We start from the raw sequence: 26528 nt of genomic DNA, 5'->3' as shown, positions 1-26528 counted from the left end.
TGGGATTTCACTCTAGCTGAAAAATAGTGTCTTGATGATCGCGCTTAAAAAGATATTTGCCAATGCTATCGGCAGCAATATTTTCCATCCGAACTCCATCAATTGATCGGCTCGAAGCCTTGGGAACGTGATCCGCATCCACATGAACAGGAAAAGGATGATGATGAACTTCATCGTGAACCAAATGGCGCCAAGGCCTAGTTCATTCAATCCGATACCTGGGATCGGGGCGTTCCACCCGCCTAGGAAAAGTACCGTGATCAGTGCAGACATTCCGAAAAGATAGACGTATTCAGAAAGCATGAAGAACGCCCATCGGAAGCCGGAATATTCGACGTGATAGCCTGCTACGAGTTCTGATTCCGCTTCCGGAAGGTCGAATGGTGTACGATTAAGTTCTGCTGTTCCTGCAATCAGGAATACGACGAACGCTACCGGCTGCAAAAACAGATAAGCGATGTTTTCCTGTGCCTGGACGATGTCGTAGAGGTTCAGGCTGCCTGCAAACAGGATGACTCCGATGACCGACATGACAAGTGGTATTTCATAGGAGATCATCTGAGCTGCCGACCGCATCCCGCCCATCAGTGCATATTTATTATTCGACGCCCACCCGGCGGTGACGATACCGAGTGTGGAGATTCCGGAAATCGCAATATAGTAAAGCAGCCCGACTCCGATATCGGAAAACCGGAATGCTTCTGTAAATGGAATGACGGCAAGTACCATGAATGCAGGTGTATATGCAATGACCGGCGCGAGAATGAACAAAGGTTTATCTGCGAGTTTCGGGCGTGTGTCCTCTTTGATCAACAGCTTCAGAATATCCGCTACGGATTGTAACAGCCCGAAACGGCCACCTACCCGGTTCGGTCCATGTCTTAGCTGCATATACCCCATCACCTTACGCTCAGCAAGGATGGCGAACGTTACAAATCCAAGCGCAATTGATAGCATGCCAAGTCCCATACTGAGGAAGATTGCCAGATTCGACCATCCAGGCTGTGATTGGAATACTCCTTCGACCCATGTCATCAGCCATCAACCTCCCCGAGAACGATATCGACGCCTCCTAGAATAGTGATCAGATTCGCCATGTTTTCTCCCTTTAACAGCTTTGGTAGAATCTGAAGGTTATAGAAAGAAGGCCGGCGAAACTTGAGACGGTAAGGTTCTTTCTTTCCTTCACTGGCAATGTAACAGCCGATTTCCCCGCGGGGGGACTCGATTCGGACGAACCCTTCTCCTTTCGGTACTTTGATGATCCGTGGGGCCTTTCCCATGAACTTTCCATCATCGGGAATCTGTTGGACTGCCTGTTCGATGATCTTCAATGACTCTTCGATTTCCGCCATCCGGCATTGGTAACGTGCCCAGGCGTCTCCATCCTGTCTTGTGATGACATCGAAATCAAAGCGGTCGTAAACGGAATACGGCTCATGTTTCCTCAAGTCCCACTCGATTCCCGTGCAGCGAAGGTTCGCTCCACTAAGCGAATAATTGATCGCATCCTCCTGTGTGTAACGACCGATTCCTTTCACTCGATTCGTGAAGATTTCATTTCCACTGACAAGCTCATGGTACCCTTCGAGTTGCTTTCTCATATAAGGAACGAATTCCTCTACTTTTTCAATCCAACCCTCTGGTGCATCCCATTTCACTCCACCGACGCGCATGTAATTGAACGTAAGACGGGCACCGGATAGTTCATTCAGCAAGTTGATGATCAGTTCTCGTTCCCTGAACGCATATAAAAATGGACTGACAGCACCAATATCCAATAAATATGTACCAAACCAGACAAGGTGGCTGGCTACCCGTCCCAGTTCCATTGCCAACACGCGCAAATATTCGGCTCGATCGGGAATTTCGATCCCCATCATCGTTTCTACCGCATGAACAAGGACGTAGTTGTTCGTCATCGCTGATATGTAATCCATTCTGTCAGTGTACGGAATGATCTGCGTGTATTGGAGATCTTCTGCAAGTTTTTCTGTGCCACGATGGAGATAGCCGATAACAGGTGTAGCTTCCTTGATCGTTTCTCCGTCAACTTTGATGACCAGGCGGAAAACCCCGTGGGTACTTGGGTGCTGCGGACCAACGTTCAACAGCATTTCTTCTGTACGGATCATGATTCCTACACCTCCACATCGTGGGGTTCATAATCTTTGCGTAATGGGTATCCGACCCATTCTTCCCCGAGTAGTATTCGTTTTAGTTGCGGGTGTCCAGTGAATTGGATCCCTAACAGATCGTAAGCTTCGCACTCCGGCCAGTTGGCCCCCTCCCATATCGGTACGAGGGATGGGATAACCGGATGCTCGCGGTCGAGTTTCACTTTTAATGCAATTGGCTGTTTGTATTTGAATGAGAATAAATGAACATATAATTCCATATGCGTCTGGAAGTCTGTACCGTGAAGTTCGGATAGATATTCGAAACCGAGCTGATCATTGAAACGGAGTAATTCAGCAATGTTGAAGTAGTTGTCCGGTTTCGCCACAATAGTAGGTACTTCTTTGGAGAGTCGATTGATGTAGTGTTCTTGGATGGCTGCCTCACCTAAAAACTCTTTGATGATGGCGACATATTTGTCTAAGAGTGGTTGATTCTTCGATGGTGGAAGCGGTTTTTCTTCCTCTTCTTTTTTCACACGTTTCTTTCTTGCTGCACCTTTCTCTTTTGCAGCTGCAGCCGCTTTTGCTTTCGCCTTGGCTACTGCTTCTGCTTTTTCATCGTCAGATGTTTCTTCTGAAGCTAGTTCTTTTTTGCGTTTTGGTTTTTCCTCTGACAGCTCGGGATCTTGCTTCAGTTTTTCAGAAGAGCTGTCTGATTCCACCTTGGGCGATTCTTTTTCTTCAGGCTTGTTTGAATCTTGTTCTTCTTCGGGTTGTTGATCTCTTTCTTCCTTATTATTATCACTCATCCGTTCGTCACCCGCTTTCCTGTTTTGGCTTCATAACGGATTTTTTCCTGTAGCTTGTTGATTCCATAAATCAGTGCTGCCGGGTTTGGCGGACACCCTGGAATATATACATCGACTGGAACTACCTGGTCCACGCCTTTCACGACTGAATAGGATTTCACATATGGTCCTCCTGCGGTTGCACAGGATCCCATTGCGATCACCCATTTCGGTTCCGGCATTTGATCATATAACCTTCTGAGGACTGGTGCCATCTTTTTGGTCACCGTACCGGAAACAATCATGACATCCGACTGTCGGGGTGATGTCCGGAAAAAGGATCCGAAGCGGTCGAGATCGTAGTGGGAGGATCCGACGCCCATCATTTCTATCGCACAACAGGCAAGACCGAATGTCATCGGCCAGAGTGAATTGCTTCTTGCCCATCCTTTCACCTGTTCCAATGTAGAGAAAAATACATTCCGTTCCATTTCTGCTCTTTCAGCGGCTGAAACTTTCTCCAAGTTCAAATCCATTGTAGCACCTTCTTTTTCCAAGCATAGATGAGTCCTATCAAAAGCATGACAACGAAAATGAGCATTTCGATCAACGCGAATACACCGAGCTGTTCATATGCTACAGCCCATGGGTACAGGAATACGGTTTCCACATCAAAGATGACGAACATCAGCGCAAAGATATAATACCTTGCATTGAATTGTACCCGGGCATCCTGGAATGGATCGATCCCACTTTCATAGGTGGTAGCTTTCTGTGCTGTCGGATGGTTCGGTCTAAGGAGACGACCAGCCGTCAGTGCAACTACCGGGAGCATGATGCCGAGGAACAAGAATACGACGACAACGAGATAACCATTCTGATATGTAAACAGATCCGTCATTTCCTTCCCCCTTTTATTATTTTTAATTTTCTTACAATTAAATCGCTTTCATTATAGCAAATCCTGTCAGAAGTGTCGATACGAGTTGAACGGATGTGTGGAAGCTTGTCCTTTATCGCACTACGATGAAAAACTTTCTGCAAATCTATATCTATGTAAGGAATTCGATTCAAATGCATGTAATCCTTCTAAATGTTTGTGTATTTTTTGTGGCTATCAATATTTGGGGACAGTCCCTCCACGCGTTAATGCGGTGGTGCGCTGAGGGACTGTCCCCACTTGCGTTGATGCGGTGCTGTGGTGAGGGACTGTCCCCGTTTATGCACTCTTTATGCACAAAAAAAGATGACTCGGGGTTCGAGTCATCTTTTGGGTTATTTCCCGTATACATCTAAACGGTTAATTGCACGTTTCAGTGCATATTCAGCCCGTTTGAAATCAGTATCATCCTGTTTGGATTGCAAGCGGCGTTCAGCGCGCTCCTTCGCCTTACGGGCACGTTCGATATCAATATCGGAAGGAAGTTCTGCAGACTGTGCAAGAATCGTCACTTTATCAGGGCGGACTTCCAAGAATCCTCCGCTGACAGCTATCCGCTCTGAGTTTCCTTCTTTCTTGAGACGTACAGCGCTGATGGTCAAAGGAGCCACCATAGGGATGTGTCCTGGAAGAATTCCAAGCTCCCCGCTTTCTGCCTTCGCACTAACCATTTCAAATGCATCTTCCAAAACCGGGCCATCAGGAGTGACAACACTCACCGTTAGTGTCTTCATGATTACCCCTCCTTGGGCTATAGTGAAGAACCGAGAGGGATCTCGGTCATCACTTAATTATGGCTGGTTCGAGCGCCCAGTTGTTCTTTCTGGAGGAGAAAGCTCTGCCCCAGGTTGGACGCTTATGCCTTATGAACTTATTGCATTTGTTTTGCTTTTTCAACGACTTCTTCGATACGTCCGACTAGACGGAAGGCATCCTCTGGAAGGTCGTCGTACTTGCCGTCAAGAATTTCACGGAAGCCTTTGACAGTCTCTGATACAGGAACATAAGAACCTTTTTGACCAGTGAACTGCTCGGCAACGTGGAAGTTCTGAGACAAGAAGAACTGGATACGGCGGGCACGGGAAACAGTCATTTTATCTTCGTCAGACAATTCATCCATACCAAGGATTGCGATGATATCCTGCAATTCCTTATAGCGCTGTAGTGTACGTTGTACTTCACGAGCCACTTCATAGTGTTCGTTTCCTACTACTTCAGGGTCAAGGGCACGGGAAGTGGACGCTAGTGGATCCACGGCCGGGTAGATACCTTGCTCTGATAGTTTACGTTCCAGGTTCGTTGTCGCATCCAAGTGGGCGAACGTCGTAGCTGGAGCCGGATCCGTATAGTCATCGGCAGGTACATAGATCGCCTGGATGGAAGTTACGGAACCTTTTTCTGTTGATGTGATACGCTCTTGCAATTGTCCCATTTCAGTAGCAAGTGTCGGCTGGTAACCAACGGCAGAAGGCATACGTCCTAGAAGTGCGGATACCTCCAGACCACCTTGCGTGAAACGGAAGATGTTATCGATGAAGAACAGTACGTCCTGTCCTTGCTCATCACGGAAATACTCAGCCATAGTCAGACCAGACAAGGCAACACGCATACGTGCACCAGGTGGCTCGTTCATTTGACCGAATACCATTGCTGTTTTCTTGATAACTCCAGAATCAGTCATTTCAAAATAAAGGTCATTACCTTCACGTGTACGCTCTCCAACACCAGCGAATACGGAAATACCTCCGTGCTCCTGTGCGATGTTGTTGATCAATTCCTGAATCAGTACCGTTTTACCAACTCCGGCACCACCGAACAAACCGATTTTACCACCTTTTACATAAGGGGCAAGCAAGTCGACGACTTTGATTCCTGTTTCAAGGATCTCAGTCTCTGTTGCAAGGTTTTCGAAGGTCGGTGCTTGACGGTGAATTGGGTCACGACGTACACCCGCAGCAATTGGTTCATCAAGATCAATATTTTCTCCTAGTACGTTGAACACACGTCCTAGTGTCACATCTCCGACTGGTACAGAAATCGGTTCAGCTTTATCGACTACATCCATTCCACGCATAACGCCATCTGTAGATGACATCGCGATGGTACGGACCGTGTTGTCACCCAAATGAAGGGCAACTTCCAACGTTAGGTCGACGCTTTTTTCATTTTCGCTTTTCGCTGCATACGCAACGTGCAAAGCGTTATAAATATCTGGGAGATGGCCATCTTCGAACGCAACGTCGATAACCGGCCCCATGACTTGGATTACGCGTCCTTTACTCATCGATTTCCCTCCTAACTAACTTTTCAATTCAGGATGCAGTTCTATTCGAGAGCTGCTGCTCCACCGACAATCTCGGTGATTTCCTGAGTAATGGCTGCTTGACGGGCCCTGTTGTATTTAAGCGATAGATCACCGATAAGGTCTTCTGCATTATCAGTCGCACTCTTCATCGCAGTCATACGGGCAGCATGTTCACTTGCCTTTCCATCGAGCAATGCACCATATATTAAACTTTCAGCGTATTGAGGCAATAAGACTTCCAGGATCTCTTCCTGGCTAGGCTCATATTCATAGGAGCTTGTCGCACCTTTTTTGACCCCACTCGCAAGATTAGTCAGTGGAAGTAATTTCTTCTCCGTCACTTCTTGAGTGATGGCACTGACATAGTGGTTGTAATAGATATAAAGTTCATCAATCACTTCATCGGTGTACATTTGAACTGTTTCCGTCGCGATATCTTTGATATCAGCGAAGTTCGGTTGATCAGCCAATGCAACGATTTCTTTATCGACCGGCATGTTACGCTTCTTGAAAAAGTCACGTCCCACACGTCCGATTGTAATCAACGTATATTCATCTTTGGATGAATGACGTTTTTTAATCGTCTGGAAAACGTTACGGAGAACACTACTGTTGTATGCTCCTGCAAGTCCACGGTCGGAAGTGATGACAAGGTAACCAGTACGTTTCACATCACGGGATTTCAACATCGGATGCTCTAAATTACCGCCACCTGATGCGATACTCGCAACAACTTCCTGGATCTTTTCACTATATGGCACGAAAGATCTGGCATTTTGTTCTGCTCGGTTCAGTTTGGAAGCAGAAACCATTTCCATCGCTTTCGTAATCTGCTTTGTTTTCTTGGTAGAATTAATCCGGCCTTTTATGTCCCTAAGGGATGCCACGCTGTTTCACCACCCTTTCTAACAAAGGTTGCGCTTCAATTATTCAGAAACGACGAACGTTTTCTTGAATGCTTCAACCGCTTCTTTCATATCATCTTCATCAGCTAATTTACCAGTTTCACGAATTTGGCTCAGAAGATCCTTGCGGTTGTTATCCATCCACATGTGGAATTCTTCTTCAAAACGTGTGATATCTTCTACTGGAATCTCATCTAGCATTCCTTTAGTCAATGCAAAGATGATCATTACTTGTTTTTCAACAGCAAGCGGCTTATGAAGGCCTTGCTTCAATACTTCTACTGTACGTGCACCACGGTTAAGCTTCGCCTGAGTCGCTTTATCCAGGTCGGATCCGAACTGTGCGAAAGCTTCCAGCTCACGATAAGATGCCAAGTCCAGACGTAGTGTACCGGCAACTTTCTTCATCGCTTTGATCTGTGCTGAACCACCTACACGTGATACAGATAGACCGGCGTTGATCGCTGGACGTACACCAGAGAAGAATAGGTCGGATTGTAAGAAAATCTGACCATCTGTAATGGAAATTACGTTTGTCGGAATATAAGCGGAGATGTCTCCTGCTTGTGTTTCAACGAATGGAAGTGCAGTCAATGAACCTCCACCTTTAGCATCACTCAACTTAGCAGCACGCTCTAGCAAGCGGGAATGCAAGTAGAAAACGTCTCCCGGGAATGCTTCACGGCCTGGTGGACGACGAAGCAATAGGGAAAGCTCACGGTAAGCAGATGCCTGCTTGGAAAGGTCATCATATACGACTAGTACATGCTTTCCGTTGTACATGAACTCTTCACCCATGGATACACCTGCATATGGTGCCAAGTAAAGAAGTGGTGCTGGCTGGGAAGCACTTGCTGTCACGACAATCGTGTAATCAAGTGCACCATGACGGCGTAGTGTTTCTACTGTTCCACGAACGGTAGATTCTTTCTGACCAATTGCGACGTAGATACAAATCATATCCTGGTCTGCCTGGTTCAGAATCGCATCGATGGCAACAGAAGTTTTACCTGTCTGACGGTCACCGATGATCAACTCACGCTGTCCACGACCGATTGGAACAAGAGCGTCAATCGCTTTGATACCAGTCTGCAATGGCTCATCAACGGATTTACGATCCATTACGCCAGGTGCTGGAGACTCGATCGGGCGAGTTTTAGAAGTTTCCACTGGACCTTTACCATCAACTGGCTGTCCTAGAGGGTTTACTACACGGCCAAGAAGCTCTTCTCCTACTGGTACTTGCATGATGCGTCCAGTACGACGAACTTCATCGCCTTCTTTAATTTCTGTATATGGTCCTAGGATGACGAGACCTACGTTGTTTTCTTCAAGGTTTTGGGCAAGACCCATAACACCGTTGGAAAATTCAACAAGCTCTCCGGCCATTACGTTATCCAGACCATGAGCACGTGCGATACCGTCACCGACTTGGATGACTGTACCCACATCATTGACTTCAATTTCAGTTTCATAATTTTCGATTTGCTGTTTAATCAAGGAACTGATTTCTTCAGCTCTGATGCTCATGCGATTTCACCCCTATCATCTATTGTTTGCAGAAACCAATTTACGCTCCATGCGCTCGAGCTTACCTTTGACCGTTCCATCATAGATCCGATTGCCGATTCTCAGCTTGATTCCACCAAGAATGGAAGGGTCGATGATATTCGTGATCTTCAGTTGGTTCTTGCCTAGTTTCTGAGCGAACACGGAAGAGATCTGTACTTTCTCTTCTTCTGATAGTTCACGTACAGAATAGACCTTGGCTTCTGCGATTCCTTTGGATTCGTTCACCAATGTAATGAAATGAGCGATCACTTCAGGAATGATTTCTTCACGATGGCGGTCGGCAAGCAAATGCAGCGTATGCACGACCTCTTTGGAGAAACCTTGGAACACATCAGAAAGTACTGTTTTCTTTTTGGAAATCGTCACTTTCGGATGTTGCAGGAATGTTGTGAATTTCTTGTTGGTTGCCCACACTTCGCGGACAGTCAATAATTCCTGCTCCAACGTATCCATAATATTTCGTTCCTGGCCGAGTTGAAAAAGAGCTTGTGCATAGCGTTTGGAAACTACGGCTTCACTCATCGCTCTTCTCCTACCTCTTTGATATATTCGTTGATCAACTGCTGTTGATCCTGTTCAGACAATTCTTTCTCGATTACCTTGCTGGCAATAAGGACAGACAAGGAAGCGACTTTGTCTTGGATTGCTTGAAGTGCTTTCTCTTTTTCCTGCTCGATTTCTTCTTTGGCAGCTACTTTGATGCGGCCAGCTTCTGCTTTTGCATCATCAATGATAGTACGTTCTTGCTGCTCTGCTGTCTTTTTCGCATCCTCGATGATGCCTTGAGCTTCCTGACGAGTCTGCTTCAACTCTTCTGAAGCTTCACGTTGCAGGCGAGCTGCTTCTTCACGGCTTTTTTCAGCCGTATCTATTTCATTGGCAATGTGGTCTTCTCTTTCTTTCATCATGTTCATGATCGGTCCCCAGGCGAATTTAGCAAGGAGAGCAAGCAGAACAAGGAAGAAGAACAATTGAGCCAACATATCCCCAATCATGATGCCGGTTTCAGCACCGACAACAAACATACCTGTAAATGATTGCACAGTGTCCACTCCTTTCAACAACGTAACCGTAACAGGCTCATTATGAAAACTCATCCTATTGGTAAAGAACCATTCAGCGTAGTTTTCTGCAAAGAACATGTACAAAAAGTTTCAAACGTTTGGAATTAAGGTACAAAGTAATGGCGAAGACCTGCTTAGACGCTCTTCGCCATCACTGATTCATTATAAATACCTGTTACATTACGATAAATGCGATTACAACCGCGATGATAGGAATCGCCTCTACCAACGCAACACCGATGAACATTGTTGTTTGAAGTGCACCACGAAGTTCTGGCTGACGTGCAATACCCTCAACTGTACGACTTACGATCAATCCGTTACCAATACCAGCACCTAGTGCCGCCAATCCTACTGCAATTGCAGCTGCTAATAGACCCATAATGAAAATCCTCCTCTTATTTGTAAAAAAATAGTTTTTTGAAAAATTATATTAATGGTCTGAACTAACCTTGTGAGATAGATAGACCATTGTCAACATAGTGAAAATGAATGCCTGGATAAATCCGATGAATATACTGAATCCCTGCCATGCAAGCATCGGGAGGGCTGCTCCCAAAAATCCGCCAAAGCCTGAAACAGCTGCGGCTGCAAGCATCGTCAGCAGTACCTCACCTGCGAAGATGTTACCGTAAAGACGTAACCCGAGAGTCAACGTGTTGGCAAACTCTTCAATGATTTTGAATGGTAATAAGAATGGCAAAGGACGCAGGAAATCTTTCCCGTATTCTTTGGCACCCTTGATCTTGATTCCGTAATAGTGGCTCAATACCACTACCATGGTAGCCAAGGTCAATGTAATTCCTGGATCGGATGTTGGTGATTTCCACCATAGATCATGATCGATGACCACCATCAGCATGACTCCAAGAAGGTTCGCTACGAAAATGTAAGTGAAAAGCGTCAACCCTAACGGTAAAAACCGTTTACCTGTCCGCCAATCCATGTTCGAGCCAATGATCCCTTTGATAAAGTCGATCAACCATTCAATGAAATTCTGATAGCCTGTAGGCTTTCGCTGCATGTTGCGCGTTGCTGCCACACCAAGTATGAAAACAATCAGTGAAGCAATAAACATCATCAACACGTTGGATAAGTTAAAATCCAGCCACGAAATGCCAAAAGCATCGTTCCAAATCGGTGCTCCGTGATCCAACCTGTTCACCTCTCTTCTATAGTGCTAGTCTTTGGCTCTTGAAAATGCAAAATCTATCATAATGACAAAATAGGCTGTCATTAGACCCAATACTACTGCAATCAGATGGAAATAATCTTCGAACTGAAGGGCGATTAACACAGCGAGTGCCGCTGCCATCAATCGTGAAAATGTACCAATCCCTTTTACGGAAGTGCCTTGCGCGGTGGCTTTGCCAAACTTGTCCACTTTCCGCTGCATCAACCAGAGACTGTAAAAACTGAGTGAACTTCCTAGGAGAAGTCCGAGGAATATACTCTGATAAGGTGTAATCCCCCATCCGAGTACAAATAATGCCAGAAGATAGAACATCCATTTGCGTTGTCGGGCGATCATTTGTTGATATTGCTTCATATCATCTGTCCCCCGTGTGCTTACGTACGATGAGGATCGTTCCATATGTACCTGCTCCTAAACCTGTGAGTAATCCTATGATGAGAAATGTCGGATGTGTGGAAATTTGTTGATCGATCCACTTTCCAAGAAACACTCCGGCGAGTGGTCCGCCTGCTAGTTGGGAGACGATGGCACTTGTTATGGCCATTGCTTGGAATGGGTGCTTCTGATCCTTCAAAATGACCGCTCCCATCTTACATTAAAAAGGGGAACAAACAGCTTCATTTCAACAATGAAAACCTTATCATTCCACACTAAGTAAGTCTACATTAGGGGTAGTGGGTTGTCAATGAGTTTGTGAGGAAAAATACAAACAGAAATGACAATTTTCAACAAAAATTGAAATCGTTTATTTTCCCTTCTCCATTATAAAGAAAACCACAAAAAAATACATAGGTTTTCACAATTTCGTCACAATAAAAAATTGGAAATCGACATCTCTGTCTGCATTTCCAATTTCAGAATTCGTTTTTGCTTTATACTGAGCATTAAGAACGCGTTTTTCGATCAAACAATACCGGAGAAGCATAGCTGTAATGTTCTTTGTCCCGTTCAATTGAGATTACAGCAACAAACATGCCATCTTCCGGGATGTCACGAGCCTTGATGCTCCCTTCGACAACACCTTTTTGCGTAGCATCCAGTTCAAAGAGCTCTGCTACATGGGTGAGCGTATCGGTTCTGTAGAGATCGACAGAGACATGATCGGCATCTTCAGGTAAATAGAACCGATAGTCATAAGCTTTCGAGTTGAATTCTGCTTCAGCAATTTCAAATCCCATCGCTCGTGGATAGTCGCTGTTTTCCATCATGAACAAGTACGGAAGCTTCACCTTCTCTTTTCCCACTTTGAACTCGATCCACCCTTGCTGCAATCCTTTATCGAGGAACTGCGGTTGTACTTGAAGGGCGATCTCGATGCGATTTGTTTCTCCAGGCGCCAAGGTGAAGGACTTTGGCAAATGCCAGCGCAGTCCGATTTTCTGCATCGGTCGGATGACTTGCACGGACTGTTGGTCTTCTGACTTATTTGTTAGATTCACCTTGATTGTCTTTTTCGGAAAATTGCTGTTCATTCGACCAAAGTTGAGCTGAGACGGCTCAATGTTCAGCTTTGGTTTGATGGCGCTCGCTACATCAACCTTCCCCATTCCTTGTTCCGTAGGTTGATAATAGATACCTTTTCCATCTTTCAAAGGATCTGCAGTGGAAAGCATCGCCGTCTTAACCTCTTTCGGTCCCCACTCCGGATGCGCTTCTTTTATCAGCGCTGCGATTCCAGCGATATGCGGAGCTGCCATGCTCGTCCCCTGAAGCGACTGATATCCTCCAGGGACGGTACTCATAATCGCGACACCCGGGGCAACGATGTCCGGTTTGATCGACCAATTGGCGGTTACCGGTCCCCTGGAGCTGAACGGAGCAAGTTGATCGACACTGTCCGCATATCTCGTTTCTAACCATTCATCTCCTGTGACATTCGAGCGGAGCCACTTACCATCTTTGTTCGATACAGCAACAACCGGAATTGGGAGGTCTGTTTCTGTCAACGCTCCTTGGAACATCCCTTTTTCATTATTATAGATGATCAAAGCTACAGCCCCACTTTCAGCTGCAACTTTCGCTTTTTCTGTAAAAGGTACGGTCCCTCGTTTCATAAGGACGATTTTTCCTCGGGCATCGGCTACCGGCTTGTCACCAATCCCACCATCGACGATCGGATATTTCTTTTTCAAATCCCAAGGCTTTGCCCCCATTAAGGGTTGCATATATATGAAGCGATCTTTTTTTCTTTCATATAATAGAGGCGTTTTCATCGGTGGCGTGGATGCTCCAACAGCAATCGCTTCCGTGGCAGTAGCTGGAGAGCCAACTGTCCACGGATCCGGACCTGAATTGCCAGCTGCCACAACGACTACCACACCAAGGTCAACCGCTTTATTGACCGCAACGCTAGTTGGCCAGTCCGGGCCATTGACATCATTACCCAGCGATAAGTTGATGACGTCCATCCCATCGTTAACAGCTTCCTCTATAGCGGCAATGACCTGCACCGAGTTACCAACTCCACCTGGCCCCAAGGCGCGATAGCCATACAGTTCCACGTCCGGGGCAATCCCCTGCATCTCCCCATTCGCCCCGATCACTCCTGCTACGTGTGTTCCATGCAATGTGGCACCGTCGCCGACCGTTTCCATCGGATCATCATCAAAGTCCACGACATCGAATCCTCCCCGATAATTCCCCTTCAAATCAGGGTGAGTGTAATCGATTCCTGTATCCACCACCCCCACTTTCACTCCTTTTCCTGTGTAGGGGATAGTATTTCTGTTCAATTGATCCTGTTTGATGAAGGGAACAGATTGATTGATATTATCATTGGCGCGATAAGAAACCACCGGGTGTCGATTGACGATGGCGTCCACTTTTTCGAGCCGCTCAAATTCCTTCACAGGTCCTTGGATGGCTAGCCCATTGAATACTTTTTCATATACTTCTACGATTTTTAACAACGGAGCTTTTTGTTCGATCTCTTTTTTGATTTCGTGAGGATTACCGTCCACTTCAATGATCCAAGTCGTTTCGTCATTATCAAAGCCTGCTATGAAAACGATAGAGAGCAATAGTACCATCAACCCGTATTTATGCATGTAGAACGAACCCCTTTCATTCTTTCTATTATTTGAAGAAAAGGTTGTTCTATGCGAATTTACTTAGACATAAAAAAACCCCACTGAATGACAGTAGGGCTAATTCTAATTTATTTAGTTCCGTAAAGACGGTCACCGGCATCTCCAAGTCCTGGGACGATGTAGCCTTTTTCGTTCAGCTTTTCATCCATTGCTGCAAGGTAGATGTCGACATCCGGATGTTCTTCCTGCACAGCTTCCACACCTTCAGGAGCTGCTACAAGACACATAAGGCGGATTTGACGCGCTCCGCGTTTTTTCAAGGAATGGATCGCTTCATTTGCGGATCCTCCTGTGGCCAACATCGGATCGAGCACGATCAATTCACGTTCTTCGATATCACTTGGCAATTTTACATAATATTCAACCGGCTGGAGTGTTTCTGGGTCACGGTATAAACCGACGTGGCCTACTTTGGCTGCAGGGATCAGCTGAAGCATGCCATCGACCATTCCTAAGCCTGCGCGCAGGATTGGGACGAGACCGATTTTCTTACCGGAGAGCATTTTCGCTTTAGCACCTTCTACTACCGGCGTATCGATTTGCACCTCTTCGACTGGAAGATCACGTGTGATTTCAAAAGCCATCAATGCTGCTACTTCGTCGACCAATTCACGGAATTCTTTCGTGCCTGTCGTCTTCTTCCGTATGTAGGTCAGTTTATGTTGAATTAACGGATGGTCCAATACGTATACTTTACCCATTTCCGATTCACTCCTTCTTATTATTTGCATCCTTAAGATTGTACAGAAAAAAAGCACATCCTGCAAGTTCCTGTCGCATATAAAAAAACTACCTTTCAATACCCAGGGGAAGCTGTATCGTTCACCTTTAAATAGTATAAATGGTCAGGGGAAACGGCTCGCTTTCCGTGGGGCGACGCTGAGCCTCCTCCATCGTTTCACGATGTCCGGGGTCTCACCTAGTCCGCCTTTCCCACTGGAGTCTCACCGCTTCACCTTCCCATTTTGCAAAGTTAAATTGAACGAAACACAGGGAGTTACACCAAACCCAGATAACGTAATCAGAGCACACTCTGTAGGTTTAGATAATTGAAAAGCACCGCTCGTTTTGGGAGCGGTGCTTTTGATTGATTATTCGTATAGTGGGAATTTGCTTGTCAGGTCTTTGACACGTGCTGCTGCCTGTTTCATTTTTTCTTCGTCTTCATGGTTCTTCAATGTGAAGGCGATGATCTCTGCGATTTCATCCATATCTGCTTCTTTGAAGCCTCGAGTTGTGACAGCTGCCGTTCCGATTCGGACACCACTTGTTACGAACGGGCTTTCCGGATCAAATGGTATCGTGTTCTTGTTCGTTGTCACCCCAATATCATCAAGTGCTTTTTCCGCTACTTTACCTGTCAGGTTCAATGGACGTACATCCAACAATAGCAGGTGGTTGTCAGTTCCGCCTGAAACGAGACGTACTCCCTGTTTCTGCAGGGACTCACCAAGGCGTTTAGCATTTGCAATAACCTGTTTAGAGTAGCCTTTGAAATCCTCCTGCAATGCTTCTTTGAAAGAAGCTGCTTTTGCTGCAATGACATGCATCAATGGCCCACCTTGCATGCCAGGGAAAACGGATTTATCAATTTTCTTTGCGAACTCTTCTTTACAAAGGATCATACCGCCACGTGGACCACGCAGTGTTTTATGGGTAGTTGTCGTAACGAAATCCGCATAAGGAACCGGATTCGGATGGTGTCCTGTCGCGACAAGACCTGCGATGTGTGCCATATCTACAAGCAGGTAAGCTCCCACTTCATCAGCAATTTCGCGGAATTTGCTGAAGTCGATTTCGCGTGGATAAGCACTAGCTCCCGCTACAATCAGCTTCGGTTGTAGTTCCTTTGCACGTTCGCGCACTACATCGTAATCGATCTGCTCGGTCTCTTGATCGACTCCGTAATCTTCAAATTCATATAGGGTACCACTGAAGTTGACCGGGCTGCCGTGTGTCAGGTGGCCACCGTGATTCAGGTTCATGCCAAGCACTTTGTCTCCAGGCTTAAGTACTGTAAAATAGACAGCCATGTTCGCCTGCGCTCCGGAGTGCGGCTGCACATTTGCATGGTCTGCTCCAAACAATTGCTTCGCACGGTCGCGAGCAAGATTTTCAACAACGTCGACATATTCACAGCCGCCATAATAGCGACGACCTGGATAGCCTTCTGCATATTTGTTCGTAAGTACAGATCCCAATGCTTCCATTACTGTTTCTGAAACAAAGTTTTCAGAAGCAATCAATTCGATTTTCTCCCGTTGCCTTACCTTTTCATCGTCCATTGCTTCAAATAGTTCAAGATCGTTCTGCTTTACGTAATCCATTCCACTTTCCCCTCTCTATCTCTTACGATTGATCAATCACAAGTTGCATCCAATTCATTTCTATCATATACCGCGCGGGTGCCGCCAATCAAACGAGGTCTTGTCCGGGCAGCATTCAAGTGCGCATGGCCGATCGATTTCTGGTCGAACCTTAACGGGACGGCGACAGGTTTCAAATGCATCCCGATCAGCGTATCTCCGATATCGATTCCCGCATCCGCCTGCACATACTCGACAACAACAGGATCCTTCATCTGACGGTATGCATAAGAAGCCATCGAGCCTCCAGCTTTCGGAACCGGAATGACCGATACTTCTTCATATCCCTTTTTGAGCATCGTCGTTCTTTCCATTACCAGCGCCCGGTTAAGATGTTCGCAGCATTGAAACACAAGTGCTGCACCAGATTTTTCACGAAGTTCCTGTAATTCATCATATAGAACTGCCGCAATCTCTTCAGACCCGGATGTACCGATTCGCTCACCTGCAATCTCACTCGTTGAGCAGCCAATCACGAACAGTTCATCTTCTTTCAGGAAACCGCTTCCAACGAACTGTTCAACAAGATTACCCATACCTTTTGAAATAGCATCAAGCTGTATCATCGCGTCACCTCCGCTTGCATATTCATCATTATTTTAACCGACAAAGTATAAAAAGGGAGAAGCGTCTGATCATGCTCCTCCCCACTTCAGTTACTATTCTATTATTTCTTTTCGTATTCGGCAATCTTTCCGACACGGCGTTCGTGGCGGCCACCTTCATAATCGGTAGACACCCATGTACGTGCGATTTCGCGCGCAAGTCCAGGGCCGATGACACGTTCTCCCATGCAGAGGACGTTCGAATCGTTATGTTCACGAGTAGCTTTCGCACTGAACAGATCGTGGACAAGTGCGGCACGGACACCTTTCACTTTGTTTGCTGAAATGGACATCCCAATTCCGGTTCCGCAGATCAGGATACCTTTATCGAATTCGCCATTGGCAACACGTTCTGCGACAGGAATGCCGTAATCCGGATAATCTACTGATTCTTCACAGTCACAACCGATATCTTCATATTGGATACCTAACTCGTCCAATAATGATGCGACTTCTTCACGTAAATTCACACCACCATGGTCAGAGGCAAGAATAATTTTCATCTTCACCACTCCTTCCTCATCTATCATGATGAATGAAGCGGTTTATGTCAATCGGAAACGATGAATTTCTTTTTTCAGTGCTTTTGCCTGATTTTCCAAGGAAACAGCAAGGTGTTCCACATCCTGGATCATCGCAGCCTGCTCCTGTATGGAAGCGTCGACTTCTTGTGCACCAGCAGACGTTTCTTCAGCAATCGCGGAAACTTCCTGGGATTGCTGTGCTGTATTCTGGATGAAGACCATTTGCTTGTCGACCAGGATTGTGATGGCGTCAATTGCACTTGCAACTTCATTAATGGACTCCGACATCTGCTGGATGGCAGCATTGGATTGCTGACCTTTGCCAGCTTCTTCACGGGCGAACTCCACGTGCTTCCCGATTTTCCCGACGACCTGTTTCACATCGCGTTGGATATTATCGATCAAATCGGAAATCCCTTGAACAGCGGTAGCACTTTCGTCTGCAAGCTTGCGCACTTCTTCTGCAACGACAGCGAATCCTTTTCCGTGTTCACCTGCGCGTGCCGCTTCGATGGAAGCGTTGAGTGCAAGGAGGTTGGTCTGTTCAGCAATCTCTCCAACAAGGGAAATGATTTTTTCTACTTCTTTTGCATTCGTTTCAAGGCGTTCTACATCCTCCAAGGAAGCTTCCTGTTCAACAGAAAGGTTCTGGATGCCGTTGACCATATTATGTATCACTTTCTTCGACTCGTTCAGGACATTTACCATATCAGAAGACTTCTGTTTCGACTGATTGGCTTTCTCCTGCACCTGGCTCGCAAGCTGTGTCGACTCTTCCACCGACTCTGCTGTCTGCTGGATGGCATTGGATGAGCTCTCCGCTCCTGAAGAAATGTCATGGACCGTCCGGCCGATTGCAGTCGCCTGGTCAGATACATATTCAGCCGCAAGCTTCATTTTATGTACCGATTCGTTCGTTTCTTCGAAGTTATCATCAATGTTACGAATGATCGATTTCATATTACCCAGCATCTTCTCGAATGCAAGGGTCAAGGAACGGATTTCGTCATCCGATTTTGGGACATCGATATCTTCCGTCAAGTCTCCCTCTGCTGCAATGCTGACGACACGCTCCAGCTTTTTCAAAGGTCGAGTGATGAACCCTGACATGAAATAGGCAAGCACACCTGACCAGAACACCCCAAGCACTAGTGTAAGTACGGTGAATACCTGCTCGGATACATTCCAGAAATCATTGATATACTCATAAAAAACAGAAATGAACAGCATGCTCGTCGTATAGGTGATCAATGCAAGCACCGTTACGAACAAAACAAGCTTCCAGCGTAAGCTGAACTTATACTTTTTCTCCAACTGAATCCCCCCAGATAAATTGAAGCTCTTTTTATCTATTGTCCATCTTTTTTACTAGAAGTTCAATATGATTTTCAATTTCTTGGAGGGTTTTGCGGTAAATTGTCACATTTCCGCCAAAAGGATCAGAAATGTTCAAGTCAGGTAGGTCTGCTTCCATCTTCTTGATTGCGATGATGTCCGCTTCCAGATGATCCAGTAATTCCTTTTCCAACTCTTTGCCCTGCAGATGGTGGTGTTCGTTCATGAACGTCAGCCGTTTCTCTTCGAGGTCACTGTAGGCCTGCTTCAACTTTTCCCATTCTTCCAGTTCATCCATGAGGACGTATTCCTTCAATGTATAAACTCGATCCTGATGAGCTGAATGCTGCATCAATAGCGACTGTTTATGCTGCTCGGTCATCGTAAGAATAACATCTGCCCATTGGAGCAATTCCCCTGTCACCGATTGGGAAGCATGTTCCAGCTTAATCCCTTTCTCGTCCAACACTTCCACCGTTCCCTGGGAAGCTGGCTGCCCCTTGCCCGCAAAAATACCGGCAGACTTCACTTCGACATCCGTTCCATGATGCTTCAATAATGCCTCTGCCATCGGGCTTCTGCATGTATTACCTGTACAAATGAATAATACCTTCATAATTCCGTTCCTCCACATCGACTGATTTTGCCCATATCATACCATAGGCGTTTCGATTAGAAAATCGGAACCTTTAATTAAAACAGCGTATTCAAACCGATTGCCACAAGAATACTGCCTCCAAGCAGTTCGCTGTAGACACCTAGCAGCCCTTTGGCGGTTCGTCCCAGCAGGAAGCCTGTCCAAGTCAACACCGTACTCATCACCCCGAACAGTATGATGGCAAGCAATACACCAACGCCGGATAAACCGAGGCTTAACCCTGCAGAAAAGCTGTCGATGCTCACGGTGAATGCAAAGACGAAGGTTCCCATACCGATTGGCGCCTGAAGTGGAGCATCATTTTCACGAAAGGTCGAGAACAGCATATGTGCACCAATGCCGATCAACAACAATCCACCAAGGACAATTGCTATATCGCTGAACTCCTCTGATAGTCTCCTCCCAAGTGATATTCCGATAAATGGCATGATCATATGAAAAATTCCGATGATGATGCCTATATAAAAAATTCGCTTTAATCGCATTACCTGCATCCCTAGCCCCAATGAGACGGAAAATGCATCCAAACCCAGAGCAAAACCTAAAAATGTTAGTGATGATACCTCTCCCAACCAGATGGAAGACATAGCGAAACCTCCCCGGACATGCTATCTCACTATATGCGGGGAGGTTTCATCCTATGAAAACGAAATTAAAATTCATCCAATTGACTGCTTGCGGCTTTCTGGAGTCGGTTCATGATTGCTTCTCCTACTCCTTCATTCGGAAACGCTTCACAAAGGATGACATCTACGTCTGCCTTTTTAAAGTGACGGAGTGCTTTATAAAGGTTGACCGCTACCTCTTTCAAGTCTTTTCTTGAGCCGACGGATAATGCGTTTGCGTCTTCGATTTTATTGATGAATTGTGTACTTGCAATGACACCGACACGCTTTCCTTGCTGCTCCAATTCTCGTAATTGCTGAATGAAAAAGTCATCACTTCCATTGACCAGCCATAGTGGTGCCTCCGGTTCATAGTGCTTGTATTTCATTCCGGGCGATTTCGGTTTATCTCTATCAGATGCCAACGCAGGATCGACCATCACTTCTCCTACGACAGATTCGATTTCTTCTTTTGTTAAACCACCTGGACGTAAGATGATCGGAACTTCACTTGTACAATCCACTACAGTCGATTCCACACCTACTCCAGTGGGACCACCATCCACGATCCCGGAGACCCTGCCGTTTAGATCCTGATATACGTGTTCTGCCTCTGTCGGACTTGGCCGTCCAGAACGGTTCGCACTCGGAGCTGCCAGTGGAAGATCACAAGCCTTCAAAAGTGCATTTGCTACCGGATGGTCCGGCATCCGGATTGCGACGGTAGACAACCCAGCTGTAACATTTGCAGCACAGCTCCCGTTACTCTCCAGTACGATTGTTAGTGGACCGGGCATGCACTGCTCGATCAATTTTTCAGCTACTGGAGGGATGACAGTCACAAGGTCTTCGATTTTCTGTTTCGAAGCGACATGAACGATCAATGGATTATCGGCTGGGCGTCCTTTCGCCTGGAATATTTTATCCACAGCTTGTTCACAAGTTGCATCCGCTCCTAATCCATACACGGTTTCGGTAGGAAAAGCGACCGTTTCATGCGCCTTCAGCAATTGCGCAGCTTCATCTAAATCATCGCTTGAGCCCTCTGTTTGTATGCTGTTTATTTTCCAAACTTTCGTATTGTAGTGCATCATGATTGCTTGCTCCTTCTCGATTCTTCTATAGTTATTATGAATCTTTGAAGGTATTGACGCAAGTCTACCGGCTATCCACCGGTTAATCACAAGTTATCCACTATTTCATCCACAATTAACCGGTTACATTTTGTGATTAAATGAGTTATTCACATTTGTATACACAAAATCCACAGGAATTCTTCATTCCTGTGGATTACTGTTATTACTTATTTTATAAACCCAGCTTTTATGGGTGGAAGGTGCTTGGTTTTTGCTGCCGTCATTCTTTTCGAAACCATAGTGTTCTAATAATTCATCGAGAAACCTTGTATGGCTGGAAACAATCACCTGATCCACCTCAGTTGTATGAATAAAGACTAAAATCTCATGAAAAATGAACAGCAACAGCTCGGGGGTCGCTTCATTGAATAAAGACAGTTTTCGTAGTTGAACACTGTGCTCATCAGTAGGATGAAGCTGAAAACTTCCGATTTTTTCCTCTCCAGCTTCAATCATGTACCCATATTCGAGAAGTTCCTGCTCCTTCAATTTCCCAGCTTGAAGCAGACGATGTTCCTCATCCAAAGTTCTGCACAACGCCTTATCGATTTTTTTTATTTCCATAAAAAGAACCCACTCCTTTTCTATCATTACTCTATGAAAAGGAGTGGGTTGATATGCTAAGAAAATAGACTGATCAGCTTGTTCCATAGTTTCACAAGAAAGAATTCAACTTCTACTTCTTCTGCCTCGGCCGGAGCCTCGTCCCCGGTTTCAGCCGCTGCTACGGTCGTCCCGTTCGAGAAATCAAGGAAACATAATGGAGGAAACAGTACACACCACCAGTTATCTCCTTTTCCCTGTCCCAAAGTAATCAAAATCGCTTCGTATTGACCTGCAGGATAAATATAATTGCCGTACAGTTTAGTAGGAAAGGAAACGTTCTGATCGTAAGCGACCTGATAGGATTGGCTGACACCGGCGCCTTCAAGTGTGGTTGCAACGATATCTTCGACTTCACCGAGACGGTTGGAGATCATTTCACGTGCTGTTTCGATGGAAGTCAGTGATTCTACCCATGTCGTAATCTCTGCGTTAACGTTGTCTCTGATCACACGTTTCAGTTGCTGGTCTGTTTCTGAGTTACTATTAGCCAGGATGCGAAGTCGGATTGCTTCATCAGGGATTACTTGATAATCGGAACCTTGCGTCTGACCAGAGCCGGTCACCGGAATGGATATGATCAATGTCATTAGGATCAAGATTGTTATAAGTGCTTTTTTCATTGTGTGTGCCCCTCTCTACTTGCTATTGGTCATAGTATGGGCAGCACACATTTCTTTTAAACTCATAATCTACTATTTTTAAAATTATGGGGCGTTACCTTTTGCAAAAGTAGGGGTGCTTGAGAAATAACTCGCTTTCCTGCGGGGATGGCGGCAAGCCTCCTCGAGCTTAAAGCTCTGTGGGGTCTTGCCAGCCAATCCATTCCCGCGGGAGTCTCGTCAATTCCCAAGCACCCCTGCTAAAGTTTAATAAACGCCCCAGTAAATTAATCAGCTATCGTTTTCAATAACAGTACTCGTATATTACAAAATGCAAACTATAACTGATTCCACAATATTTAAAAACTCGTAGGAGTACAAAAGATCATTCGGTCTTTGCCGTTGATGTCTTTTCGGACTTCTGGGTGGTAGGTTGTGATTTGTTTTACTAGTATGGAGATGGCATCGGCTTGGGTGTGGCCGATTTCGAATGCAATCAGTGCTGGTTGATAGGCGCTTTCCTGAATTTGCATCAGTATTTTGCGGTAAGCAGCAAGGCCATCTTCATCTGCAAATAAGGCTAACGATGGATCAAAGTTTTTTACCGTTTCGGAGAGTTCCGACGCTTCTTCTTCAGAGATGTACGGAGGATTCGATACGATTATGTCCACTGTATCCAGCCCATCTACCAAAGGGGCAAGAAAATCCCCCTGTTTGAAGGTCACTTTCGCCCCTAACTGCGTCGCATTTTGCTCTGCAATCGCCAATGCCTGTTCTGAAATATCGGTTGCATACACGTTGCTCTCTGGCAAATCCAAGGACAGGCTGCATGCAATCGCGCCGCTTCCGGTTCCAAGATCAACGATGACTGGTGACTTCAAATGGTGATCCAACGCAAACTGCAGCACTCCTTCAACGAGCTCTTCCGTTTCCGGCCGCGGGATAAGCACATGCTCATTGACGTGGAAACTCCGTCCATAAAAAGCTGCCTGGCCGATCAAATGCTGGACAGGTACTCCTGTGTCGCAATGACGAACGATGTCCGCAACGAAAAATTCCTTGATCATTTCAGGGAAGGGATCCCTTCCATACGCTAACAGCTGCGTGTACGACATATTCAGATGGTGCTCCAATAATAGATCGGCTACGCGAGGTTCCCGATCATGCTCCTGTAAAAAAAGAGAAGCCCATTTCCGGGCTTCCTGAATGGTTTTAAACGTTATATCCATGTTATTCACCGAGTTGCTCCAATTTTTTCGTCTGCTCTTCGATCATCAACGCATCAATGATTTCACTTACTTTTCCTTCAAGTATCTGATCCAGTTTCTGAATCGTCAATCCGATACGGTGGTCGGTCACACGATTTTGAGGAAAATTGTAGGTACGGATACGCTCGGAGCGATCTCCAGAACCGACCGCAGATTTACGAGTCTCATCGTACTCCGCCTGTGCTTCCTGCTGGAACTTATCGTACACACGGGCACGAAGCACTTTCATCGCTTTTTCTTTGTTCTTGATCTGTGATTTTTCATCCTGACAAGAAACGACTACCCCTGTAGGCATATGTGTCAAACGGACAGCTGACATTGTTGTGTTGACACTCTGGCCACCTGGTCCACTGGATGCGAATGTGTCCACACGGATATCTTTATCATGGATATCCACTTCGACCTCTTCCGCTTCCGGAAGTACGGCTACCGTTGCCGTTGAGGTGTGGATTCTGCCGCCTGATTCCGTCTCGGGTACACGCTGGACACGGTGTGCGCCATTTTCATACTTCAGCTTGGAATAAGCTCCTTGACCATTCACCATGAAAATGACTTCTTTGTAGCCACCAACATCGTTCTGGTGGGATTCGATGATTTCGACTTTCCATCTCTCAGATTCAGCATAACGCGTGTACATGCGGAAAAGATCGCCTGCGAACAACGCCGCTTCATCTCCACCAGCAGCACCACGAACCTCCATGATGACGTTTTTATCATCATTAGGATCTTTCGGAATCATTAATACTTTCAAACGTTCTTCCAACTCTTCCTTCTGCTTGGAAAGTTCACTGATTTCCTCTTTGACCATGTCATACATGTCATCATCCAGGTTATCCTCAAGCATGACTTTGGCGTCATCGAGCTGGGACGAAACATCTTTGTATTCACGGTACGCCTGGACGGTCTCTTCCAGACCTGATTGTTCTTTTGAATATTCACGAAGTTTATTAGTATCGCTGATCACCTCAGGGTCACTGAGCAGCTCATTCAATTTTTCATAACGGTCTTCAAGTGTTTGTAAACGATCGAGCACTTTCATCCACCTCTTTCTCTATAACAGTCTAATTATATTATAGAGAAAAAAGAGTTACAAGATGACTGTGAAAATACCCACCTTGCAACCCTCTGTTTCACCTTACTTTCACTTTGATATCATACCTCGGCATGGCGCCTTCAATGGTTTCTTCAATCTGTTTTGCCCAGTCTTTCTTGTCTGCTTCACTGAGGTCCTTTTCATCAATGGAAGCTGTCACACGGACAAACCCACTTTCCAGGATGACCCTCTCGACTTTCACCCCAGGCACACTTTCAGCGGATTCGATGATTTTATCGCGGTCCTGTTTCAGCCCCCATGTCCTTCCTACATTGTTGATTGTCCTTGGATTGTCGATTCCAGATGGCTTCGTGTCGGTGAATTTCATTTCTTCTGCAGTAGGATTCGGATCTTCATTCTGACCCTGGTAATCCTCCATGTTATTGCATGCGGCCAAGACAGAAAAGCTTAACAGTGCAAGAGCTAAAGCCCACTTCTTCAAATCTTCCCACTCCTTTTTTGTTTTTCTTAGGTTGCCCCGGAGTAGATGGATTATGAAAATCTTCGCATTAAAAAAAGCCGAAAGCATATGCTTTCGACTTCATTCAGGCTTTCTGTTCTGCGTATTTCTTTACGAACGCTTGCCTGGGTTTATTCGGTACTTCATGGTGATGGCGGCACCTCGGTTCATAGGACTCAGATGCACCTACAAGGATGATCGGGTCATCATAGGATGCAGGTCTTCCATCAATCAATCGCTGCGTACGACTGGCAGGGGATCCGCAAACAGGGCAGATCGCATTCAGCTTCGTTACCGTTTCACTCAACGCCATCAGTTCCGGCATCTGACCAAATGGTTCTCCGCGGAAATCTGTATCGAGACCGGCTACAATCACACGGATTCCTTTTTCCGCCAGCGTTTCAACCACATCAACAATGTCGTTATCGAAAAACTGCACTTCATCGATTCCAACGATATCGACGTTTTCATCTACAAGGGAAAGAATATCCTTGGATGCTTCGATCGGGCGGGCCAATACGGCTGTACCGTTATGAGATACGATGGAATCTTCGGAATAACGATCGTCAATCACAGGCTTGAACACACGTACAGAAAGATTTCCATATGTAGCACGACGGACCCTACGGATCAATTCCTCCGATTTTCCACTGAACATACTTCCGCAAATGACTTCTACCCAACCGCTCTGCTTCATGACATACACGATGCAAGTCGCTCCCTTCTCCAACTCTTACAACTAGTTCTTCCCAATAATCCGCCTGTGAAATCTTCGAGTTGCACAAGCAATACATTCAAAAAGGAAGCAGCCCGAATGACTCCGTACAGGGTGATCCGGACCAAATCCGGTCATCACCCCTTTTCGGGACAGCTCCCCTTATTTCATCTATTTAGACTCAAAATTCCTGATTTAAGTGAAAAAAAACAGGCAAAAGTAGACGTTTTGCCTGTTTTTTCTTTTAATGAAATTGTCTGTCCAATGGACGTCCAATCATTAGTTAAGGTTATATTTTTTCTTAAAGCGATCAACACGGCCGCCAGCTTTGTCAGCTTTCTGCTTGCCTGTGTAGAACGGATGAGAAGCTGAGCTAATCTCAACACGAATCAATGGGTAAGTGTTGCCATCTTCCCACTCGATTGTTTCTTCGGAAGTCTTAGTAGATCCGGTTAGAAACTTGAAATCAGAGCTCGTATCTAGAAATACTACCTTTTGGTATTTCGGATGAATTCCTTGTTTCATGTTCTTCCACTCCTTTTTGCCCTGAATCCTTTGGAAACAGAGTTATTGTAAGAGC

The 26528-nt window shown here is 45.8% G+C and carries 31 protein-coding genes; all 31 read right to left on the bottom strand.

All coding sequences use genetic code 11. The features are described 5' to 3' along the window. Positions 1–12: 12 nt before the first annotated feature. Complete coding sequence (nuoH, locus tag ACFQ2J_RS13010) at positions 13–1035, bottom strand: NADH-quinone oxidoreductase subunit NuoH (protein ID WP_386061107.1); 1023 nt, start codon at positions 1033–1035, stop codon at positions 13–15. After that, positions 1035–2135, bottom strand: a complete 1101-nt coding sequence (locus tag ACFQ2J_RS13005; protein WP_386061104.1) for an NADH-quinone oxidoreductase subunit D — start codon at positions 2133–2135, stop codon at positions 1035–1037. Before ACFQ2J_RS13005 ends, nuoH begins: the two co-directional genes overlap by 1 nt. Positions 2136–2140: 5 nt before the next feature. Continuing rightward, a complete protein-coding gene (locus tag ACFQ2J_RS13000; protein ID WP_386061101.1) occupies positions 2141–2929 on the bottom strand; it encodes an NADH-quinone oxidoreductase subunit C in 789 nt (262 codons plus the stop codon). Beyond that, positions 2926–3444 carry a NuoB/complex I 20 kDa subunit family protein gene (locus ACFQ2J_RS12995; RefSeq protein WP_386061098.1) on the bottom strand — a complete coding sequence of 173 codons (519 nt, stop codon included), beginning with the start codon at positions 3442–3444 and terminating at the stop codon, positions 2926–2928. Before ACFQ2J_RS12995 ends, ACFQ2J_RS13000 begins: the two co-directional genes overlap by 4 nt. After that, positions 3435–3809, bottom strand: coding sequence for an NADH-quinone oxidoreductase subunit A (locus tag ACFQ2J_RS12990; RefSeq protein ID WP_386061095.1), 375 nt, complete (start codon positions 3807–3809; stop codon positions 3435–3437). The genes ACFQ2J_RS12995 and ACFQ2J_RS12990 overlap by 10 nt, the downstream gene beginning before the upstream one ends. 374 nt (positions 3810–4183) lie before the next feature. After that, positions 4184–4582 (bottom strand): F0F1 ATP synthase subunit epsilon, encoded by a 399-nt coding sequence (locus ACFQ2J_RS12985; protein WP_386061092.1) that lies wholly within the window; start codon positions 4580–4582, stop codon positions 4184–4186. Positions 4583–4719: 137 nt separating this feature from the next. Further along, positions 4720–6132, bottom strand: coding sequence for a F0F1 ATP synthase subunit beta (atpD, locus tag ACFQ2J_RS12980; protein WP_386061089.1), 1413 nt, complete (start codon positions 6130–6132; stop codon positions 4720–4722). Between the two features lie 41 nt (positions 6133–6173). Next, the gene (locus tag ACFQ2J_RS12975) at positions 6174–7040 is read right to left on the bottom strand and encodes a F0F1 ATP synthase subunit gamma (RefSeq protein ID WP_386061087.1); all 867 of its coding nucleotides are present in this window, start codon (positions 7038–7040) and stop codon (positions 6174–6176) included. 39 nt (positions 7041–7079) lie between these two features. Beyond that, complete coding sequence (gene atpA / locus ACFQ2J_RS12970; protein ID WP_386061084.1) at positions 7080–8588, bottom strand: F0F1 ATP synthase subunit alpha; 1509 nt, start codon at positions 8586–8588, stop codon at positions 7080–7082. 15 nt (positions 8589–8603) lie between these two features. Beyond that, the gene (locus ACFQ2J_RS12965; protein ID WP_386061081.1) at positions 8604–9152 is read right to left on the bottom strand and encodes a F0F1 ATP synthase subunit delta; all 549 of its coding nucleotides are present in this window, start codon (positions 9150–9152) and stop codon (positions 8604–8606) included. Further along, on the bottom strand, positions 9149–9673 hold the full coding sequence (locus tag ACFQ2J_RS12960) for a F0F1 ATP synthase subunit B (protein WP_386061078.1): 525 nt from the start codon (positions 9671–9673) through the stop codon (positions 9149–9151). The genes ACFQ2J_RS12965 and ACFQ2J_RS12960 overlap by 4 nt, the downstream gene beginning before the upstream one ends. Before the next feature lie 196 nt (positions 9674–9869). Beyond that, entirely contained in the window at positions 9870–10076 is a 207-nt protein-coding gene (gene atpE, locus ACFQ2J_RS12955) for a F0F1 ATP synthase subunit C (protein ID WP_386061075.1), read from the bottom strand. A 51-nt stretch (positions 10077–10127) separates the two neighbouring features. Beyond that, positions 10128–10850 carry a F0F1 ATP synthase subunit A gene (atpB, locus tag ACFQ2J_RS12950; RefSeq protein WP_386061072.1) on the bottom strand — a complete coding sequence of 241 codons (723 nt, stop codon included), beginning with the start codon at positions 10848–10850 and terminating at the stop codon, positions 10128–10130. 24 nt (positions 10851–10874) lie between these two features. Next, on the bottom strand, positions 10875–11243 hold the full coding sequence (locus ACFQ2J_RS12945) for an ATP synthase subunit I (RefSeq protein ID WP_386061069.1): 369 nt from the start codon (positions 11241–11243) through the stop codon (positions 10875–10877). A 1-nt stretch (position 11244) separates the two neighbouring features. After that, positions 11245–11433 carry an AtpZ/AtpI family protein gene (locus ACFQ2J_RS12940; protein ID WP_386062501.1) on the bottom strand — a complete coding sequence of 63 codons (189 nt, stop codon included), beginning with the start codon at positions 11431–11433 and terminating at the stop codon, positions 11245–11247. A 340-nt stretch (positions 11434–11773) separates the two neighbouring features. Further along, positions 11774–13936, bottom strand: a complete 2163-nt coding sequence (locus tag ACFQ2J_RS12935; protein WP_386061066.1) for a S8 family serine peptidase — start codon at positions 13934–13936, stop codon at positions 11774–11776. A 110-nt stretch (positions 13937–14046) separates the two neighbouring features. Continuing rightward, positions 14047–14679 (bottom strand): uracil phosphoribosyltransferase, encoded by a 633-nt coding sequence (upp, locus tag ACFQ2J_RS12930; RefSeq protein WP_386061063.1) that lies wholly within the window; start codon positions 14677–14679, stop codon positions 14047–14049. A gap of 390 nt (positions 14680–15069) precedes the next feature. Continuing rightward, positions 15070–16305, bottom strand: a complete 1236-nt coding sequence (locus tag ACFQ2J_RS12925) for a serine hydroxymethyltransferase (RefSeq protein WP_386061060.1) — start codon at positions 16303–16305, stop codon at positions 15070–15072. Positions 16306–16337: 32 nt separating this feature from the next. Beyond that, positions 16338–16910 carry a TIGR01440 family protein gene (locus tag ACFQ2J_RS12920; protein ID WP_386061058.1) on the bottom strand — a complete coding sequence of 191 codons (573 nt, stop codon included), beginning with the start codon at positions 16908–16910 and terminating at the stop codon, positions 16338–16340. Positions 16911–17011: 101 nt separating this feature from the next. Next, complete coding sequence (rpiB, locus tag ACFQ2J_RS12915) at positions 17012–17452, bottom strand: ribose 5-phosphate isomerase B (protein WP_386061055.1); 441 nt, start codon at positions 17450–17452, stop codon at positions 17012–17014. Positions 17453–17494: 42 nt separating this feature from the next. Next, complete coding sequence (locus tag ACFQ2J_RS12910; RefSeq protein WP_386061053.1) at positions 17495–18787, bottom strand: methyl-accepting chemotaxis protein; 1293 nt, start codon at positions 18785–18787, stop codon at positions 17495–17497. Between the two features lie 31 nt (positions 18788–18818). Further along, positions 18819–19424 carry a low molecular weight protein arginine phosphatase gene (locus ACFQ2J_RS12905; RefSeq protein ID WP_386061050.1) on the bottom strand — a complete coding sequence of 202 codons (606 nt, stop codon included), beginning with the start codon at positions 19422–19424 and terminating at the stop codon, positions 18819–18821. Between the two features lie 77 nt (positions 19425–19501). Further along, the gene (locus tag ACFQ2J_RS12900) at positions 19502–20044 is read right to left on the bottom strand and encodes a manganese efflux pump MntP (RefSeq protein ID WP_386062499.1); all 543 of its coding nucleotides are present in this window, start codon (positions 20042–20044) and stop codon (positions 19502–19504) included. Between the two features lie 74 nt (positions 20045–20118). Further along, a complete protein-coding gene (locus ACFQ2J_RS12895) occupies positions 20119–21165 on the bottom strand; it encodes an L-threonylcarbamoyladenylate synthase (protein ID WP_386061047.1) in 1047 nt (348 codons plus the stop codon). Between the two features lie 183 nt (positions 21166–21348). After that, positions 21349–21771, bottom strand: coding sequence for a hypothetical protein (locus ACFQ2J_RS12890; RefSeq protein WP_386061045.1), 423 nt, complete (start codon positions 21769–21771; stop codon positions 21349–21351). Between the two features lie 56 nt (positions 21772–21827). Beyond that, complete coding sequence (spoIIR, locus tag ACFQ2J_RS12885; protein WP_386061042.1) at positions 21828–22433, bottom strand: stage II sporulation protein R; 606 nt, start codon at positions 22431–22433, stop codon at positions 21828–21830. Between the two features lie 338 nt (positions 22434–22771). After that, positions 22772–23641, bottom strand: a complete 870-nt coding sequence (prmC, locus tag ACFQ2J_RS12880; RefSeq protein WP_386062496.1) for a peptide chain release factor N(5)-glutamine methyltransferase — start codon at positions 23639–23641, stop codon at positions 22772–22774. Position 23642: 1 nt separating this feature from the next. Then, complete coding sequence (gene prfA / locus ACFQ2J_RS12875) at positions 23643–24713, bottom strand: peptide chain release factor 1 (protein ID WP_386061040.1); 1071 nt, start codon at positions 24711–24713, stop codon at positions 23643–23645. A gap of 97 nt (positions 24714–24810) precedes the next feature. Continuing rightward, a complete protein-coding gene (locus tag ACFQ2J_RS12870; protein ID WP_386061037.1) occupies positions 24811–25215 on the bottom strand; it encodes a hypothetical protein in 405 nt (134 codons plus the stop codon). Positions 25216–25318: 103 nt separating this feature from the next. Further along, positions 25319–25939 (bottom strand): thymidine kinase, encoded by a 621-nt coding sequence (locus tag ACFQ2J_RS12865; RefSeq protein WP_386061034.1) that lies wholly within the window; start codon positions 25937–25939, stop codon positions 25319–25321. Between the two features lie 288 nt (positions 25940–26227). Further along, on the bottom strand, positions 26228–26473 hold the full coding sequence (locus tag ACFQ2J_RS12860) for a type B 50S ribosomal protein L31 (protein ID WP_386061032.1): 246 nt from the start codon (positions 26471–26473) through the stop codon (positions 26228–26230). Positions 26474–26528: the final 55 nt, after the last annotated feature.

The organism is Thalassobacillus hwangdonensis, from assembly GCF_042675915.1.
In the GTDB taxonomy this organism is placed as follows: domain Bacteria; phylum Bacillota; class Bacilli; order Bacillales; family Halobacillaceae; genus Thalassobacillus_A; species Thalassobacillus_A hwangdonensis.
This window is presented reverse-complemented; position numbering and strand designations above follow the sequence as displayed.

Excerpts from the sequence above, each read along its gene's own strand:
- ACFQ2J_RS12990 (WP_386061095.1), bottom strand. The coding sequence starts at position 3,809 with ATGACGGATCTGTTTACATATCAGAATGGTTATCTCGTTGTCGTCGTA.
- ACFQ2J_RS12995 (WP_386061098.1), bottom strand. The coding sequence starts at position 3,444 with ATGGATTTGAACTTGGAGAAAGTTTCAGCCGCTGAAAGAGCAGAAATG.
- ACFQ2J_RS12935 (WP_386061066.1), bottom strand. The coding sequence starts at position 13,936 with ATGCATAAATACGGGTTGATGGTACTATTGCTCTCTATCGTTTTCATA.
- ACFQ2J_RS12920 (WP_386061058.1), bottom strand. The coding sequence starts at position 16,910 with ATGATACAGCTTGATGCTATTTCAAAAGGTATGGGTAATCTTGTTGAA.
- ACFQ2J_RS12985 (WP_386061092.1), bottom strand. The coding sequence starts at position 4,582 with ATGAAGACACTAACGGTGAGTGTTGTCACTCCTGATGGCCCGGTTTTG.
- atpE (WP_386061075.1), bottom strand. The coding sequence starts at position 10,076 with ATGGGTCTATTAGCAGCTGCAATTGCAGTAGGATTGGCGGCACTAGGT.
- ACFQ2J_RS12905 (WP_386061050.1), bottom strand. The coding sequence starts at position 19,424 with ATGAAGGTATTATTCATTTGTACAGGTAATACATGCAGAAGCCCGATG.
- ACFQ2J_RS13000 (WP_386061101.1), bottom strand. The coding sequence starts at position 2,929 with ATGAGTGATAATAATAAGGAAGAAAGAGATCAACAACCCGAAGAAGAA.
- ACFQ2J_RS12940 (WP_386062501.1), bottom strand. The coding sequence starts at position 11,433 with ATGGCCATAACAAGTGCCATCGTCTCCCAACTAGCAGGCGGACCACTC.
- atpA (WP_386061084.1), bottom strand. The coding sequence starts at position 8,588 with ATGAGCATCAGAGCTGAAGAAATCAGTTCCTTGATTAAACAGCAAATC.
- atpD (WP_386061089.1), bottom strand. The coding sequence starts at position 6,132 with ATGAGTAAAGGACGCGTAATCCAAGTCATGGGGCCGGTTATCGACGTT.
- upp (WP_386061063.1), bottom strand. The coding sequence starts at position 14,679 with ATGGGTAAAGTATACGTATTGGACCATCCGTTAATTCAACATAAACTG.
- spoIIR (WP_386061042.1), bottom strand. The coding sequence starts at position 22,433 with ATGAAAAAAGCACTTATAACAATCTTGATCCTAATGACATTGATCATA.
- ACFQ2J_RS12895 (WP_386061047.1), bottom strand. The coding sequence starts at position 21,165 with ATGATGCACTACAATACGAAAGTTTGGAAAATAAACAGCATACAAACA.
- ACFQ2J_RS12965 (WP_386061081.1), bottom strand. The coding sequence starts at position 9,152 with ATGAGTGAAGCCGTAGTTTCCAAACGCTATGCACAAGCTCTTTTTCAA.
- prmC (WP_386062496.1), bottom strand. The coding sequence starts at position 23,641 with ATGGATATAACGTTTAAAACCATTCAGGAAGCCCGGAAATGGGCTTCT.
- nuoH (WP_386061107.1), bottom strand. The coding sequence starts at position 1,035 with ATGACATGGGTCGAAGGAGTATTCCAATCACAGCCTGGATGGTCGAAT.
- ACFQ2J_RS12925 (WP_386061060.1), bottom strand. The coding sequence starts at position 16,305 with ATGGATTACGTAAAGCAGAACGATCTTGAACTATTTGAAGCAATGGAC.
- rpiB (WP_386061055.1), bottom strand. The coding sequence starts at position 17,452 with ATGAAAATTATTCTTGCCTCTGACCATGGTGGTGTGAATTTACGTGAA.
- ACFQ2J_RS13005 (WP_386061104.1), bottom strand. The coding sequence starts at position 2,135 with ATGATCCGTACAGAAGAAATGCTGTTGAACGTTGGTCCGCAGCACCCA.
- ACFQ2J_RS12860 (WP_386061032.1), bottom strand. The coding sequence starts at position 26,473 with ATGAAACAAGGAATTCATCCGAAATACCAAAAGGTAGTATTTCTAGAT.
- ACFQ2J_RS12945 (WP_386061069.1), bottom strand. The coding sequence starts at position 11,243 with ATGAAGCAATATCAACAAATGATCGCCCGACAACGCAAATGGATGTTC.
- ACFQ2J_RS12890 (WP_386061045.1), bottom strand. The coding sequence starts at position 21,771 with ATGGAAATAAAAAAAATCGATAAGGCGTTGTGCAGAACTTTGGATGAG.